This window comes from candidate division KSB1 bacterium (genome assembly GCA_034506255.1).
Lineage (GTDB): Bacteria > Zhuqueibacterota > Zhuqueibacteria > Zhuqueibacterales > Zhuqueibacteraceae > Coneutiohabitans > Coneutiohabitans thermophilus.
In genome coordinates, this window is sequence record JAPDPX010000010.1 from 189,824 (window position 1) to 204,704 (window position 14,881).

A 14,881-nucleotide genomic window follows, 5' to 3' on the forward strand; every position below is an offset into this window, starting at 1 on the left:
TTCGGTCGCCGGCCTGAAATACAATTATGAAACCATTCTACTTTGGCACACCTGAAAAACCGTTGTTCGGAGTTTTCCACCCCTCGCCGCAAAACTTGCATCGCAAGCTCGGCGTGGTGATCTGCAATCCCATCGGCCAGGAGCACATCCGCGCCCACCGCGCGCTGCGCCTGCTGGCCACCCGCCTGAATCAGGCCGGCTTTCATGTGCTGCGTTTCGACTATTATGGCTGTGGCGATTCCGCCGGTGAAAGTGAGGAAGGCACGCTCGAACAATGGCGGGAGGATGTGGCGCACGCCGTGACGGAGCTCAAAAAACACGCGCGGGTGAACCAGGTTGCGCTGCTGGGTCTGCGGCTGGGCGCCTCGCTCTCCCTGCTCGCCGGCAGTCAGCGCGAAGACGTCACCAGTCTCATCCTGTGGGAGCCGGTGGTCAGCGGTGCGCAGTACCTGCAGCGCCTGCTGAAGGATCACGAGCAATGGGGTATTGACGCCGGTTTGAAAAGCAAGCCCGCCAACGGCAACCTGGAGGTGCTGGGCTTTCCCCTGCCCGCCAGCCTGCGACACAGCCTGACGCGCTTGAATTTGCTGGCCCTCTCGTCACTCTTGGCGAAGCGCATCTTCCTGGTGGTCAACGAGGAAAAGCCCGGCGATCTCGAACTGCGCAACCACCTGGCGCAATTCGCCAGCGCCATTGATTATCAGCAGATCAGCGGCCTCAAAGTATGGGCCAAACAGGCCGGCGCCGACAAAGGCATGGTGCCGGCGCAAATCCTGCACACGTTGGTAGCGTGGCTTTCGCGACTCGACTCATGAAAGAAAAAGCCCTGCTGTTTGGAAAAACACGATCCCTGGTTGGTGTCCTCACTGAGCCGGAGCAGGCGGATTCCGTCGCGAGCCTGCCCGGCGTGATCATCCTCAATTCCGGTTTGCTGCCCAAAATCGGGCCCAACCGGCTGCATGTCAAGATCGCCCGGCGCCTGGCAGCCGCCGGTTTCACCGCCATGCGCTTCGACTTCTCCGGAATCGGCGACAGCCTGCCGCGCAAGGACGGTTTGGCCTTCGTCCGCAGTGCCATTGTGGAAACCCAGGAGGCCATGGATTTGCTTGCCCAAACACGCGGCCTGCAGCAATTCATCCTCATGGGGATCTGCTCGGGTGCCGACAACGCGGTGCGCGTGGCGCATGAGGATGCGCGTGTGGCAGGCGCCGCGTTGATCGACAGCTATGCCTTTCCGACACCGCAATACTTTTGGTATTCCTATCGCAAACGGCTGCTCAATGTGCGCAGTTGGGTCAACCTGCTGGCCGGCAAAAGTGATCTGCTCGCCAAAGTTCGCAAGAGCCGCGCCAGCCAAATGCGCGACCGCCCGGTGGAGCAAAGCGAGCGCCTCACCCCCGACTGGCACATGCCCAGCCAGGCCGAGCTCGCTGCCACGTTGCATGACCTGCTGCAGCGCGGCACCGATTTGCTCTTCGTGTATTCCGGCGGCAGCCCGGCATATTTCAACTACCTCACCAATCTTAAAAAGCTGCTCAGCCGCCTGCAGGATTCACCGCATCTGCGGCTGGAGTTCCTGCTCGATTCCGATCACGGCTTCACCCTGCTGCATCATCAAAAGATGCTGGTCGACACCATCAGCAACTGGGTGAAAGCCGTGACACAGCGCCGGCAGTTGCATGAGAATGTCCGCTCCACGGTTTGACCAGCCGGCGGGTGCAGGCGCGCTGCGGCCACCGGGGCAGGCGTCACCGGTACGCCGCCATGTTCGTCAACCCGATACACGATTCACGCTGTTCCAATCCCTCTGACCTGACACCATGCCGAAATTTTACGACGATGGTTCCGACGGCGTCATGCCGAAACATGAAACCTGGCCGGTCATCAAACGCTTCCTGCCTTTTGTCAGGCCCCACCAAAAAACCATTGTGCTGATTGCCGTGTTGATGGTGCTGGCCCTGCCGCTCAGTGCGGTGGCGCCGCTGATCGTCAAATATCTCATCAACAAGGTGGTGCCGAGCCGTGATCTCGCCGAAATGTTCCTCATCGGCGGCGTGCTCATTGCCCTCGCCCTGCTCGATCAGGGCCTGGCCTGCTGGCAGGCGGTGTTGAGCAAGCGTGTCGAACTCAAGGTGCTCAACCGGATGCGCCTCGACCTGTTCGCGCACATGATTCGCCTGCCCATGAGCTTCTTCACCCGGCACAGCACCGGTTACTTGATGAGCCGGCAGCGCGATGACTTGCGCCATCTCAGCGGCGTGATGGCGGACACCGTGCTGCGCGCCGGCATCAGCGCTGTGCGCGCACTGGTGTTCATCGGCCTGCTGTTCTATCTCGATTTCGTCCTCGCCCTCACCGGCCTCGGCCTGGTGCTGCTCTTCGTCGCGGTCAATCAGAGTTATTCCAAACCACTGCGCCGCCGCAATCAAATTGTGCAGGAGGCGATCGCCCGCACCTCGACCTCGCTGCACGAAGCCATCATCGGCATCAGCCTGATCAAGGCCACCGCGCGCGAAAAAACCGAGACCCGGCATTACACCCATCTGCTCAACGAGCATACCCGCGCCTCCTTCCGCCGGGACCTGCTCGAAGTCTTGGCCACCGAAACCATCGAGTTGTTCGCCAAGCTCGGCCTCTATACCATCGTCTTGATCGGCGCCTACCGCATCATCGTGGGCGCCACCACTTTCGGCGACCTGATGGCCTTTTTCATGGCGCTCACCACGCTCTTCACTTCGCTCACCAGCCTGATGAAGGCCAACCAGCAATTGCAGCGCGCCATGAACGCCCTGCAGCGCATCTACGAGGTGCTCGACACCCCGCAGGAGCCGGCGAGCAAGTCTTTCCCGAAACTCAAACCGGCGAGCTGCGAAATCGTGTTCGACAATGTGAGCTTCGGCTACACGCCGGACACGCTGGTCCTGCGCCAGATCAACGCGAAGATCCCCGACGGCGCACAGGTCGCGCTGGTGGGCCCGAGCGGCACCGGCAAATCCACCTTCGCCAGTTTGATTCCGCGCTTCTATGATCCCACCCATGGCCGCATTCTTATGAACGGCGTCGATCTCAGGGAAATCAACCTTTACAGTCTGCGCCGCCTGATCGGCATCGTGCCGCAGGACGTTTTTCTGTTCGACCGCACCATTCGGGAGAATATCGCCTACGGCACCGGCATCACCGATCACCATGCCATCGAGGAGGCCGCGCGTGCCGCCAATGCCCATGAGTTCATTCTCAGTTTCCCCAGGGGCTATGACACGCGCATCGGCGAGCGCGGCGTGCGCATCTCGGTCGGGCAGAAGCAGCGTCTGGCCATTGCGCGCGAGATTCTGCGCAATCCGCCCATCCTCATTCTTGATGAAGCCACCAGCTCGCTCGACTCCGCCTCCGAGGCGCTGATTCAGGAGGCCCTGCATCGTTTCAAACAGAATCGCACTTCGGTGGTGATTGCACACCGCCTGTCGACCGTCATCGAGGCGGACTGGATTTTGGTGTTCGACAAGGGTCGCATCATTGAGCAGGGCCGTCACGAGGAATTGCTGGCACGCGGCGGTTTTTACGCTTTTCTGTTTGAAACCCAGTTCAAGCGCGGCCAGGAGGCAATGGAAGCGGTGTACAACGCGGGCGAAAACGGCAGGCGCTCCAAAGTGGTGAGCGAACAGCAGGCGTGAGGGGGAGCGGGTGAGTCCGCCGCGCCGCCACATGACAATATCTCGCCTGGCGTGAGGGCAAGGGCGCCCGACGCCGTCCTGTAAAGGTGGGAAATACGGATCGCAGCGGCGAATCAATCTTGAGACATGGCATCCAGTTCTTCTGACCCTAGAAGCATTGTAAAAGCCGTGTGCAACCGTTCATGCATGCCCCTGAGATCCACTTTGCGAAATTCGACCGGCAGTCTGGTAAAGGCGGTGAACGGTTGCGCTTGAAAGGCCGGCTGGTATGCAAAACCGGTGTCCAGGTAAAGCGCCTTGACGTGCATTTCCGGGAAGAACAGGCAGGCCGTGTCGGAGGTGAAGCCGAGTTTTCGGGTGAAAATCCTGTTCCATTGTCCCGCCCATTGTGGCAAAAGGAAGTAGGTCCCCTTGGCCAATTCCTCCTGATACGCTTCTTTGCCCAGCAGCAATTCGAAGCAATTGCCCAACGGCAGGAGTATGCCGCCATTGCGCGCAACGAATTCCGTAATCAGGGGATGACACTGACCGTAAAGCACGAAACGCTTGTCGTATTGCAGGGATGCCGCGCGCCGGAGAGATTTCGTAATGGCGGCTTCCAGGCGGTCATAATCCAGATCCAGGCTGGAAGGCAGAAAAACGAAATCGAGATGGAAGTGTTCGCGTTTCGGCCAGGCCAGCAGTTCTTTCTCGAGCACCCCACAGGTGATGACGAGATGGCGCGAGGGTTCCGCTCTCACCAAATCAGGTTTCATGTTTCGGAAAACAGGCTGCTGTGTCAGATGTTTTTCACGAGCAAGCGGTGGAACATGGCCGGCCATGAGGGCACAGGCGCAACAAAATTATTGCCGGTGCCCTCCGATGAAGGGCTCCGGATTACGGCTCATTGCTTGCCCCATCTTTTCCCCGCCTCCACAAAGGCTTGAATGTTGGCGTCCGGAACATCATAGGGCATTTCGGGGCCCTGGTTGGCCAGTATAAAACCGCCGCCGGCTTTGGCAGCCAGACAAGCTGTTTTCACCTGCTGCTCGATTTCCTCCGGCGTCCAGTCGATCATGGCGATGTTGTTCAAATTGCCGACCATCGCCACTTTGCCCTGCAGGACTTTCTTGCAGGCGGCCAGGTCGTCCGTGCGATCGAGTACCACGGCCACCGCACCCAATTCCGGCAACAGCTCGGCAAACTGGCCGAGCGAGCCCACCCCTTCGTAGACCACCGGGCCGTTGATCCTGCTGATGGTTTGCTTGATGACGGGCACGGCCCAGTCCTGAAATTGTTTGCGCAGCAGGATGGTTGCAGAAGCCATGCCGTCGGCAATGATCACGGCATCGGCACCGGCCGCGAGCTGGCGATTCATCCAGTTGACACAGAACTCCATCGACACCGCGAGAAATTTATCCAGGTACTGCAGCCGCATTTGCTCGTCGTCAAACAGCAATTGCAGCCATTTTTCCGTGCCGATGAACATGCTCGGCAAGGAGAACGGCGCAATGCCGGCGCCGAAGATCGGCACTTTGCCCTTGAACCGCCGGGCCAGCAACTCGATGGCGAGCAGCGTTTGGCGCAGCTCCGGCACCTCGGTGGGATCGTGGGGCCGCAGGGAATCGATTTCATGAAAGCGCGTGATCGCCATGCTGCCCAGCACCGGTGCGCCATTGGGAAAATAGACCAGCTTTTGGCCAAAGGCGAGCAGATCTTCAACCACATGCGGCACCCCAATGACGCCGTCGTGCCCATATTTTTCCAGCAAACGTTCCTGACCTTCCGCCAGCTTTTCGCCATTGGTGAAATACTCCTGCAACGGCATGCCGAGCTCTTTGGCGCCCTGCTGCAGGAGAATGGGGAGAATCGGGATGCGATCGGATTCCTTGTGGCTGATCGCGGCGAGTAATCTTTCCAGTGGTGTCGGCATTATTTCACCCCCATCAGGTGCTTGACAACACGCACGGCATCCATGGCATTGGAGGCCATGGCATCCGCGCCGTATTTGTCTTTGAGTTTGGGATTGAAATTGAACAAGGCACCGCCGACCACAAGCTTGATGTCGCGATGCTGGCGGCTGTCCAGCTCTTCGCGAATTTGCCGGATTCCGAGCGCGGTATGCAGCAAGAGCGCGGACACACAAATGACTTTGGCGTTGAAGGCGATCGCCATGTTGACAAAGTCGTATCGGTTGACGCTCAAACCGAGATCCATCACTTCAAAATCCGCCAAGCGCAGAAAGGTGGCAACCAGTTTCTTGCCCAGGCCATGATAGTCGCCCATCGGGGTGCCGATCACGACCGTGCCGAGTTTGCGCGGTTTGATCGGCAATTCGATGAGAATCATGTTGATGCAGGTTTCGATGATTTTGGCCATCACGAAGATCTGGGCGACAACGATTTCCTTGTTGCGCTGCTTTTGGGCGATGCTGTCCATCGCCGGCAGAATCATCTGGGTTAGCAGTTGCTCGGGATCGTCGCCGGCACTCAAGGCCTGCCGGGTCATCTCTTCCGCTCGTTGACGATCGAGGTTCTCCAGGCAGGCGAGAAAAGCCTTTTGTTTTTGTGCAAGTGTGTTCATGGCGCCTCCTGAATCACTACCTTCCGGTTGTAGTACAAGCGGAGGATGCAATCCCAGCAGATGATTGCATCCCCCAGCAAAAGCAGTGGGTCTTACACGATGCCGGCGATATTGTCAGCGGCCCGCTTCATCTCCAGGAACACCAGGCCGAGATTGGCATTCGGGCGCGCTAGGGCGGCCAACAAGGCTCTGTCGCCGGCGGTCATGATGATTTTCGAGCCCTCGGAACCGTCGATAAAAACCTGGTTGAGCCGGCCGCGTGACAACTCCTGTGCGGCGCGTTTGCCGATGGACAGCATTGCCGCGCTCATCGCCGCCACGGTTTCCTTGCCCACGTCGCGCGGCAAGTCGGAGGCGATCATCAGGCCGTCCACACTGACCACGGCAGAGGCCTCAATGTCGCCGGTTTCCTGACGCAAGTCCGTCAGCACTTCCTGTAATCTTTCGGATTTGGTTGCCATGTTGAACTCCTGTGGGATTGTGTTTGGGGGGAATCGCCGGCGCGTGTTGATCACAGTATGGCGACCCCAAAACGTGGAAATAGTAGTGAGTTGAACAGCTCTCCGCCCCACGCATTTGTTTTCATCACAAAACGGCCATGCCGTGCGCTATCATTTGCTTCACCGATCCCGAATGACTTGAAAGTTTTCGTATCCTTTGCGGGTGGCGCAAACCCAATAGTCGAACTTGTAGCTGCCGCGCCCGCCGCCCAATTCTTCCACGACGATTTGTGCGGGTGAGCTGGATACCACGGCCAAACCTCGCGAGGCCGTTGAGCGCGGTGTGAGATGGACGGTCATGTTTTCCGCGCTCGCCACGAGTTGAAAGTGTTCTGGCAGACTGATCACCGCACGGCCGTTTTCCAAAATAGCGGTGCCGCGGGCGTAGGCCGCCGCCTCGGGGCCTTCCAAAGCCGCATACACAATTCGCACATTCTCATTCCCGGGATGCACCATCGCGAACGATTTTGTCCGCCCGATGATTTCCCCGGTTTGTCCATTGAGCTGAATCGTCGTCTCGCCCTCGCGATTGAACAGTGTCAAGTTGCCGGCACCCTGCGGATCGGCACTGGAGAGCATTCTTGGGCCGAGCAGCGCCGTCATGTTCTCCTGGCTGCCGTAGGTTGCAACGTAACCGGATTTGGAGACGCGCTTTTGACCAGCCGGGAACTCTCCGGTTACCGTCGCCGCGCCAATGGCTGCCCGCAACTGGCTTTTTGCGGGTGGCTCCAGTGAGCCCCCCCGCAATTCGATTCTGCCATCGCCCTCCGGCGTGACAAACAAATCAATGCCATTATTGCGGTAGCCATAGACCTGAATTTGACCTTGATTGCGAACCCCGCTCCCGGAAGCACCAAGGCGGAGCAGGGGAGTATTGTTGCTGCCCCGGAGCTGCAATGCGCCGGCATCGAGCTCGACGCCCAGCTCGATCTTGTCGGCTCCGCTGCGATCTTTGAGATGAAACTGGCCGCCGCCGCTGGCGTCGATTCCCAAATGAACTCGAGGATGAGCCCCCTCATACAAAGTCAACCGGCCACGAGTAGAGGACACCTCATTTTCAGCACCAAGATGGGATACCAGGCGGCCGTCCGCACCGCTGAGACGAAGACATCCCTTTTCCATAAAACGCACTGCCCGCGCAAGGTGAACAAGATTGGAGTCGTTGAGCACGGCAGGCGTTGCCGCGAAGGTGGTGTCCTCCCCGCTCGTTTCCTGAGCCAACACCGGCGCTGACGTGGTGAGCGCGCCGATCGCCACGACAAAAAGACAAGGTGTTTGCCAGTTCATGAGGTTTAGCAGAGACATTGTTCAATCAAAGTAAAGCCTGGTTTCAATCCGACTACGAAGTGGGGTCTTGTCATGTCATTCCGCCTCAAATGCTGCTGTTGCGTCATTGTCGTCAGCAACAGTCAGACCTCACCTGCATCGGCCTTGCCGGGTCTTTGGTTTGCATGCCCGGGCTTGGTGTTGCCGCGAAGAAATTTCAATGCCGGCAGCGGCGGCCTGTCGATCCTGCGCGAACTGCCACTTTCACCGCCGGAAAATATTCAGGACTTTTTCCTGCAAGACAATGAACAGTGGTGTGAGCAATGCCAACCCCGATCCCTGCGCCCTCATTTTCTGGTATTATCTTGGGATCGACACGCTCCCGAGCAGGCGAGATGATCTCGCTTCATTTCCCTGTTGACTTTTTTTGCCCTGTCTTTCCCTGCGTCTGATCACAGATCTTTTTGATCTCCAGGCAGCTCTTTTCGATTTTGCTGCACACCATGGTCGAGCGTTCCAGGGCGGCGGCCACTTGCTCTGCCGAGTGCCGGGTTTTGTCGAGGCTGTTCGCGGCCGATTCGAGCATTCCTTGCAACTGGCGGTCATGACCATACAGGTCTTTGATGAAGTCCAGCTTTCGCAGCGCTTGGAATTGCTGCTCCGATTCGAACGCAATATCCCGATTGACGTTGACAAGGCTGCCGGCGGCTTGCTCGAGCTGGGTGGCATGCTCCCGCAGCAGGTTTACGGTCGTCATGATTGGCCCAATGCCGGCACGGGAAACGATCAGCGTCACGATGACGGCCACCAGCAGAAAAATCCCGCCAATGCCGGCCAGAAGAAAAATTCGGGCCCGTGCCGCCAGACGGTCGAGTTCCCGCATCGGAACTGAAATCGCCAGCGCGCCCAGGAGCTCATGACTTTGCCACTGCCGGCCCGTTGTGCTTTGCGCCAGGGTATTATGACAGTTCAAACAGGCCGCATTCGCCGGCACTGCGCTCATGAAGCGCAATACTTTGCCCGTATCGCTCTTTTCCAGACGATAGACGGGCTGCCAGGGGTAGCCGAGTCTGTGATCTGGCACTGTCCCGTTGCTTCTGAATGCATTTTCCTGCTCTTTGAGCCGCCCCCACGCCCATTTTTCGAACGCATCGATGATGCCGGTTTCGGGGCTGTGGTTCCATTCACTCAACAATCGATATTGATAAGGGGTGCCCCTGAGGAAAGAAGAGGTGGCACGTGATCCGACCTCCCGCATGAATTGTTCCGGCAGATGCACGAAGCCCAATTTCAGTTGCGCATCTGGAGCGGCCCCGGTGCCGTCTTGCTCCAATTTTTGCACGACTTTCTCGGCATAAACGAGCTGTTCAGCGAGCACCTGGCTGCTGATGGTTTCCGCCACCTTTCTCGCTTGCTCACTGACCAGTTCATCTTGCAGGCGATCCGTCCACATGATGGTCATGGCAGTCATCAGGGCGCCCAAAATCAGGACGGCAAGCACAATTTTGGCCAGGAGTCCCTGCATGGTTGTGATTTCCTTCCCTAGTGCACTAAAATTCAAAACGGCGTTTTGACTGGGAACACTTTCACCCGGAAAGCAATGTTTTTGGAAGATGACATTGTGGCAAAGTGTCCAGCCCGCCCGCTGCGGCAGGTAATGCTCGGAGTTTTCTGGTAGAGGGAAAGTCTCTACGGGACGAGGTCCAGCTCAACAGAAAGTAAAGGCATTACCGAAACGCTAACACATCCGGCGGATCTTGTTGCCGAGCTCGGCGGCATCGGCATGGTCGATAAACAGGCGCGCAGAAACCGAAACCCAATCGGCAAGGTCGGGCAAGTGCGAATGCTGCAACTCTTCCGGCGAAATTTTCAAGTGTTCGCTGAGTTGGCGCAGAATGAACCTGGTCGCAGTCTCCGGCTGCGCAAAACTCGGCTCGACCAGCTTCAAGATTTCCCCGCACAAGGCATTCATGCGGGGAGTGGAAAATTCCTCCGCTGTTTTTTTGCGGGCACGCAGTGACACCGATTTTGCCTGATTTTCCCCCTCCTGCAGCTTGGCGAAATACTCTGTGGCCAGTGCCGTGATGGAGGAATCCAGCAGGTAAAAAATCTGCTCATTCCGGCAGACCACCGCCACGAGCCACGTTTCGAAAATTTTTGCAAAAACCGTGAAGTCTTGAAATTTGAGGCTCAGGGAGTGCAGATCTTGTTCGTGCATGCTGCAGCTTTGCAGCGCCCGGTGCATGGCCGGTGCCATTTCCTGCAGGATGGCATCGGCTGTTTCGGTCAGGCAGGTGATTGCATGAATGTTGGCTAGCTGATCGAGGATGGCGGTGCCCAGAACGCCGTTGAGTTGACAAATTTTTTCGCTCAGTTCAAGCATGCGCTCTCAATGCGAAATGGCATGTTCCAAAATCGAGCTGATTTCTTTCACGGCAGCGCGGCCGTATTCCAGGAATCGTTCAAGTTCCGTATGCGGCCTGAGCGTGACGGCAAGGATGCTGCTGCCGGTGCAAAAGAAGTACAGGATATTGCCGGTGTTTTCCACGAATATTTCCCGCGGTGCACCGTGACCAAGCTTGTGATTGGCTCTACTGACCAGAGCCAGCAACGCCGCAGCCGAGGCCGCCAGTTGCCTGGCAGCCTCCACAGAGGCGAGGGTATGCGCGATGACCAACCCGTCAGGTGTGGCCAAAACAGCGTTGAGCACCTCCGGATCATCGCGGCGCAGCCCCTGAATAATTCGATCCAGTTTTAATCGCTTGCGTATGGCCACAACTGGTCTTTCATAGGTGGTATCATTCCAGCAATTACGTGTGCCATCAGCTCGCGGTCTGCTCACCTGCCAGCAAAAGACGAATTGCTTCGGTGGCCTCCTGAGCAGACAGGTTGATCATGCCCAAATTGGTTTCGGCCGCAAGCCGGAGCGCCAGGACCGCCGTTTTCAAGTTGTACAACACCGTGGCATGCGCTGCGCCCTTTAAATGCAACTCCCGGAATGCGCCATGCTCCAGAGCCGTGGTGGTCTTTGCCCCAAGTTCCAAAAGCGCGCCGCAGACCGTTGCCACTTTTTCGCGCGGGGCGTCAGCGGGAAAGTCGTCTGCGATCAACCTGCCATCAGGAGCAATCAATGCCGCTCCTTCGATGCCAGCATTGTTGTTCCGCAAGTCCTTGAGGATGAGAGTCAGCTCTGCTTTCGTATTCTCAACCATATTCGGCTTGTTGCAAGAAAGGACCCGGTTGTCCCGAGAAAACAGGTGCCGCAGGACGAGCGCTCTTCCCGTTTTCTCGGGACAACACGCTGCAAACTATTTCTGGGGCCGGCTTTCGGCGATCCGTTTGTCGATTTCCATATCCAGCAGGACTTCGACCAGCGCTCGCTTGAAACCCAGGACGTTTTCCAATGATTCGACATAATTGATGAAGTAGCCGTCGGCAATGAGTGTTGCCACCACGTCGGTCACGCGTTTGAAGGCGCCAAAAACGATGATCGCTTCCTTGGGCGTGAAGTCTTCCATGCATTTCGTCAGGAACAGTTGTTGAACCCGACTCGTCATTCCCAGCATGAAATTATTTGAAACCCGGCGTTTGATGTGGATCAAGCCGACAAACCACTGGTGTCGCCAGAACTTGTCATCGATGTTGCCGCTCGTCACTTCCAGATACCAGTTGCGCAAGGTGGTTTCGCGGTCAGGACGCTCACCCTCCTTGAAAACGCCGGCGGTCGGGCCATAGGCGAACAGGGTGTCATAAAATTCCTTGACAATAAAGTCGGCCCACTTTTGTGTTTTGGAAGCGGACTTTTTCAGTATTTGCATGTCTTGTTCTGAGAAGCCCGTCAAAGTTACAGCCTGTTGCAGCGTTTCTTTCATCGTTCAGTCTCCTGAATGGATGGTTCGAGGTGAAGCAATCACCTTTGCCTGTGCAACATTGCCGCGACAGCCCGCACGGCTTGCATGGCACTTTCTTTTTGAACTGCATTGATTGGAAGGATGGGCACCTCTGGCGGCAATGCCAAAGCCGAGCGTATTGTCTCCGGAGGCTGCGCCCGCATCAAATCCTGTTTGTTCGCGCCCACCACGAGCGGCACGGGATGACAGTTGCAAAAGTAATCGAGCATAACACGCGCCTCCTCGAAACTATCGGCATCCGTGCTATCCACCAAAAAGATGAGGCCCTGCATGCCCGTGGCCAAAATTTCCCACATGAATTCGAAGCGTGCCTGTCCCGGTGTGCCGAAAAGATATGCCGTCGCGCCGGGATTCAGCCTGACCATGCCGAAATCCAGTGCCACCGTCGTCATGAGCTTGTCAGATTCCTTCGCCGCGGTGCATGGCACTTCGGTCTGCAAAGTTTTTATGTCGCTGACCGTGCCGATGAACCGGGTTTTGCCGCTGCCAAACGGGCCGGTCACCACGATTTTGAGCGCACGGTTAAACTCCGCCTCGTTGAAATGGGCCGCAAGCGAGGCGCCGGGAGGCTGGATGGTCGTCATGATTTCCTGGGGATAGTTGGTGGCATTCTTTCAAGCCGGGAGGCTGAGCCATTCGTCGATTTGTTTGATCGCCTGCCGGGTCTCGAGGTTCACCAGACCGATATTGGCCTCCCTGCCAACCATCACCGCCAACACGCCATTTTGCATGTCATAAAGGAGGAGCGAGCGTTTTTTCCCTTCTATATGCAGCTCTTCCAGCGTGCCGATTCGCAGGGCCTCTTTGGCATGCTTTGCGAACAGCAGTAATGCTGCAATCACTTCCGCCTGTTCGTCGGTAACTTTCGGATCGCCAAAGTTGTGAGCCACCAGTCGTCCTTGTTTGGAAAACACCCCGAGCCCTTCAATGCCGAAACCATCCTCACACAATTTTTCAAGGGTGTCATCAATCAATTTTTGCGCCCATACCTGACTCACGCTCTTTCTCCTGTATAGGTAATACCTGGATTTTGCAATCAGATTGATCCCCCGTGGGGAACGCCGCTTGGATCGCGACGCTCAACTCCCCGGGGGCATAAAAAATTTTGCAGGCAAGCGTGCGGTCAACTCCGGCAGGGGTGCACTTCACACACGCCATTTCTTCCGGACAACAGCAAATCTGAATACAAAATGCAGGCAGCACAACAGTGCTTCCACCCTCAGTGTCAGGATCCAACACAAACCATCCGCCCACGAAAGCAGTAAGCCCACGGAAAAAGTCATTTCGTGGGCGTCCATTTTTGTGGGAGAGAAGCCGTGACGCCTTCGGCAAACGGGCGAATTTCGCAATCAGGGCTTCTCCACATTCGAAAAAGGTCTTGCTTGACTTTGGGCGGAATAACTCACGGCGCTTTGTGACACGCCATTTATTCCAGGGAGCAGCAAGCTAGCATGCAAAATTCAGATAATTGGGTATAGTGAGATGATGCTCTCCCCTCTATTTTGCGAGAAGTGCCCCGATTCTTTCTGCCACTTTGCGCGCTTCGAAGTTGATGACCCCCTGGGGCGCCTGGCGATCCACCCAGAGGGCCAGCGTCGCTGCATGTTCGGCCAGAGAAAGCATGATTACATGCACTGCGCCACGCAATTGCAAGGCTTCGAGGCCCCCCAAGTCCAGTGTGTCGTCCGCCCGTCTTGCGAGTTCGAGCAGTGTCAGAACCGGGGTCACGGCCCTTATGACTTGTTCACGATGGGCCCCTTGATTCACCAGTACCTCGCCAGTGCTGGTGACCAGCATGGCTTCTGTAATTTCCTCCCGCTCTCCCAGTAAGTGCTCGAGCGCTTCCCTGCATTCCGCCGTGCGGTTTTGGAGGACAGCCGGGTGTTCCCCGGTTTTTCCCGTTTCATCCAGCTTGTTTGCGCGCGTGCTGTGAAAATCACCCGTGGCAAGAGTTGTCGTCGCGGCTTTCGAATCAGCCACACCAACAAGATTATCCCCGTGCCTGTCGGATGAAGAACGTTGATAGCTATTGATTTCTGCCGGTTTCGTCTTTTCAGGAGTGGAAGTCCCTTGGTCCTCATCACTTGTCTGATGAGCCGGAGGAAAACGGGGCTGAACCTCGATGTTTGTTCGGGAGTGAACCGGGGAGTGAATGGATTGGCTCCGCCTTCCTTGATGATCATTGTGAATATTTTTTTGCGCGTGTTCTTGAACGTCCGATCCTGAATTGGCATGACCAGTCGTCAAGCGCTGAGCACGCAATTGATCCCTGTTTTCATCGTCACGCAAGTGCGGTTGATTCTTTTTTAGTGTGTCCGAGGTGACCTCATGGTCTTCCCATCTTGATGTGGTATGGCGCCCTGATCTTCGACGCTTTTGCGGGGCAGGTTTGATCAAAATCCAGCATTCTTTAAGTTCCTCCAGGAGCAGCTTGAGAAGCATCATTTTTTTATTACCTCATTCGACCAGCGCCAGTCGTTATAATGCTCAGTCCAACAGCCCTGCAAGCGAGACGGCATGCGCAGATTCTTCAATCACGGTCTATAAATAGAGGCACCTTTGGGTTTTGCGGAAAAACTGGATGGCGTCCTGAGCTTTGGCGCTTGAGGGAATTTCGGGTTTTCTAAAATTGCACTGTGGCAAGCCCGGTGAGGGTGTTTGCGCATCACCCGTCGATTCCTGGTGCCGTTGCAACGGTTGAAAAATTGCGCGTGCCGCAACGGGTCAGAAATGGGCGGATTTTCATTCGTCCTGTGCGGCCTCTCCGTTGAAAAAGGTGTTCCCTGTTTTCAGATGTTCTGTCGTCACCAATCCCCTGTTGCTGCGGCATGCGTGCCCCGAATCGCAACACGGGACAAAACGTGCGGCCCGGCTACTCCCGCCCGAACGCTTTGGATGTTTGCCATTTATTGGGGCGAAACTATCGTTGACGCAAGGATTTTGGGGTGCAGGGATTTGACCCGCCTGGTTG

General features: G+C 56.8%; 17 protein-coding genes. 4 read left to right on the forward strand and 13 right to left on the reverse strand.

Features of this window, described 5'->3' with window-relative positions:
• The first annotated feature begins 26 nt into the window (after positions 1–26).
• The 3 genes from ONB52_19545 to ONB52_19555 all read left to right on the forward strand — a co-directional run bounded on the left by ONB52_19545 (position 27) and on the right by ONB52_19555 (position 3,671).
• Positions 27–815 carry an alpha/beta hydrolase gene (locus ONB52_19545; GenBank protein MDZ7418326.1) on the forward strand — a complete coding sequence of 263 codons (789 nt, stop codon included), beginning with the start codon at positions 27–29 and terminating at the stop codon, positions 813–815.
• Complete coding sequence (locus ONB52_19550) at positions 812–1,705, forward strand: hypothetical protein (protein MDZ7418327.1); 894 nt, start codon at positions 812–814, stop codon at positions 1,703–1,705. The genes ONB52_19545 and ONB52_19550 overlap by 4 nt, the downstream gene beginning before the upstream one ends.
• A gap of 115 nt (positions 1,706–1,820) precedes the next feature.
• Entirely contained in the window at positions 1,821–3,671 is a 1,851-nt protein-coding gene (locus ONB52_19555) for an ABC transporter ATP-binding protein/permease (protein MDZ7418328.1), read from the forward strand.
• A gap of 113 nt (positions 3,672–3,784) precedes the next feature.
• Here the strand turns inward: ONB52_19555 and ONB52_19560 are convergent, their stop codons facing one another.
• The 5 genes from ONB52_19560 to ONB52_19580 all read right to left on the reverse strand — a co-directional run bounded on the left by ONB52_19560 (position 3,785) and on the right by ONB52_19580 (position 8,038).
• On the reverse strand, positions 3,785–4,426 hold the full coding sequence (locus ONB52_19560; protein MDZ7418329.1) for a DUF1638 domain-containing protein: 642 nt from the start codon (positions 4,424–4,426) through the stop codon (positions 3,785–3,787).
• Positions 4,427–4,554: 128 nt separating this feature from the next.
• Entirely contained in the window at positions 4,555–5,583 is a 1,029-nt protein-coding gene (locus ONB52_19565; GenBank protein ID MDZ7418330.1) for a uroporphyrinogen decarboxylase family protein, read from the reverse strand.
• Entirely contained in the window at positions 5,583–6,233 is a 651-nt protein-coding gene (locus tag ONB52_19570; protein MDZ7418331.1) for a cobalamin-dependent protein, read from the reverse strand. Before ONB52_19570 ends, ONB52_19565 begins: the two co-directional genes overlap by 1 nt.
• A gap of 92 nt (positions 6,234–6,325) precedes the next feature.
• On the reverse strand, positions 6,326–6,694 hold the full coding sequence (locus tag ONB52_19575; protein MDZ7418332.1) for a roadblock/LC7 domain-containing protein: 369 nt from the start codon (positions 6,692–6,694) through the stop codon (positions 6,326–6,328).
• A 159-nt stretch (positions 6,695–6,853) separates the two neighbouring features.
• Positions 6,854–8,038 (reverse strand): hypothetical protein, encoded by a 1,185-nt coding sequence (locus tag ONB52_19580; protein MDZ7418333.1) that lies wholly within the window; start codon positions 8,036–8,038, stop codon positions 6,854–6,856.
• 54 nt (positions 8,039–8,092) lie between these two features.
• Here ONB52_19580 and ONB52_19585 point away from each other — a divergent pair, with 54 nt between their 5' ends.
• Positions 8,093–8,398 (forward strand): hypothetical protein, encoded by a 306-nt coding sequence (locus ONB52_19585; GenBank protein ID MDZ7418334.1) that lies wholly within the window; start codon positions 8,093–8,095, stop codon positions 8,396–8,398.
• A gap of 7 nt (positions 8,399–8,405) precedes the next feature.
• Here the strand turns inward: ONB52_19585 and ONB52_19590 are convergent, their stop codons facing one another.
• The 8 genes from ONB52_19590 to ONB52_19625 all read right to left on the reverse strand — a co-directional run bounded on the left by ONB52_19590 (position 8,406) and on the right by ONB52_19625 (position 14,355).
• Positions 8,406–9,452, reverse strand: coding sequence for a DUF3365 domain-containing protein (locus tag ONB52_19590; GenBank protein MDZ7418335.1), 1,047 nt, complete (start codon positions 9,450–9,452; stop codon positions 8,406–8,408).
• A 285-nt stretch (positions 9,453–9,737) separates the two neighbouring features.
• On the reverse strand, positions 9,738–10,382 hold the full coding sequence (locus tag ONB52_19595) for a hypothetical protein (protein MDZ7418336.1): 645 nt from the start codon (positions 10,380–10,382) through the stop codon (positions 9,738–9,740).
• 6 nt (positions 10,383–10,388) lie between these two features.
• Positions 10,389–10,775, reverse strand: coding sequence for a roadblock/LC7 domain-containing protein (locus tag ONB52_19600; GenBank protein MDZ7418337.1), 387 nt, complete (start codon positions 10,773–10,775; stop codon positions 10,389–10,391).
• Positions 10,776–10,821: 46 nt separating this feature from the next.
• Complete coding sequence (locus ONB52_19605) at positions 10,822–11,211, reverse strand: roadblock/LC7 domain-containing protein (GenBank protein ID MDZ7418338.1); 390 nt, start codon at positions 11,209–11,211, stop codon at positions 10,822–10,824.
• A gap of 96 nt (positions 11,212–11,307) precedes the next feature.
• Complete coding sequence (locus tag ONB52_19610; GenBank protein ID MDZ7418339.1) at positions 11,308–11,871, reverse strand: protoglobin domain-containing protein; 564 nt, start codon at positions 11,869–11,871, stop codon at positions 11,308–11,310.
• A 38-nt stretch (positions 11,872–11,909) separates the two neighbouring features.
• Positions 11,910–12,494, reverse strand: a complete 585-nt coding sequence (locus ONB52_19615) for an ATP/GTP-binding protein (GenBank protein MDZ7418340.1) — start codon at positions 12,492–12,494, stop codon at positions 11,910–11,912.
• Positions 12,495–12,524: 30 nt separating this feature from the next.
• On the reverse strand, positions 12,525–12,908 hold the full coding sequence (locus tag ONB52_19620; GenBank protein ID MDZ7418341.1) for a roadblock/LC7 domain-containing protein: 384 nt from the start codon (positions 12,906–12,908) through the stop codon (positions 12,525–12,527).
• A gap of 499 nt (positions 12,909–13,407) precedes the next feature.
• A complete protein-coding gene (locus ONB52_19625) occupies positions 13,408–14,355 on the reverse strand; it encodes a hypothetical protein (protein MDZ7418342.1) in 948 nt (315 codons plus the stop codon).
• Positions 14,356–14,881: the final 526 nt, after the last annotated feature.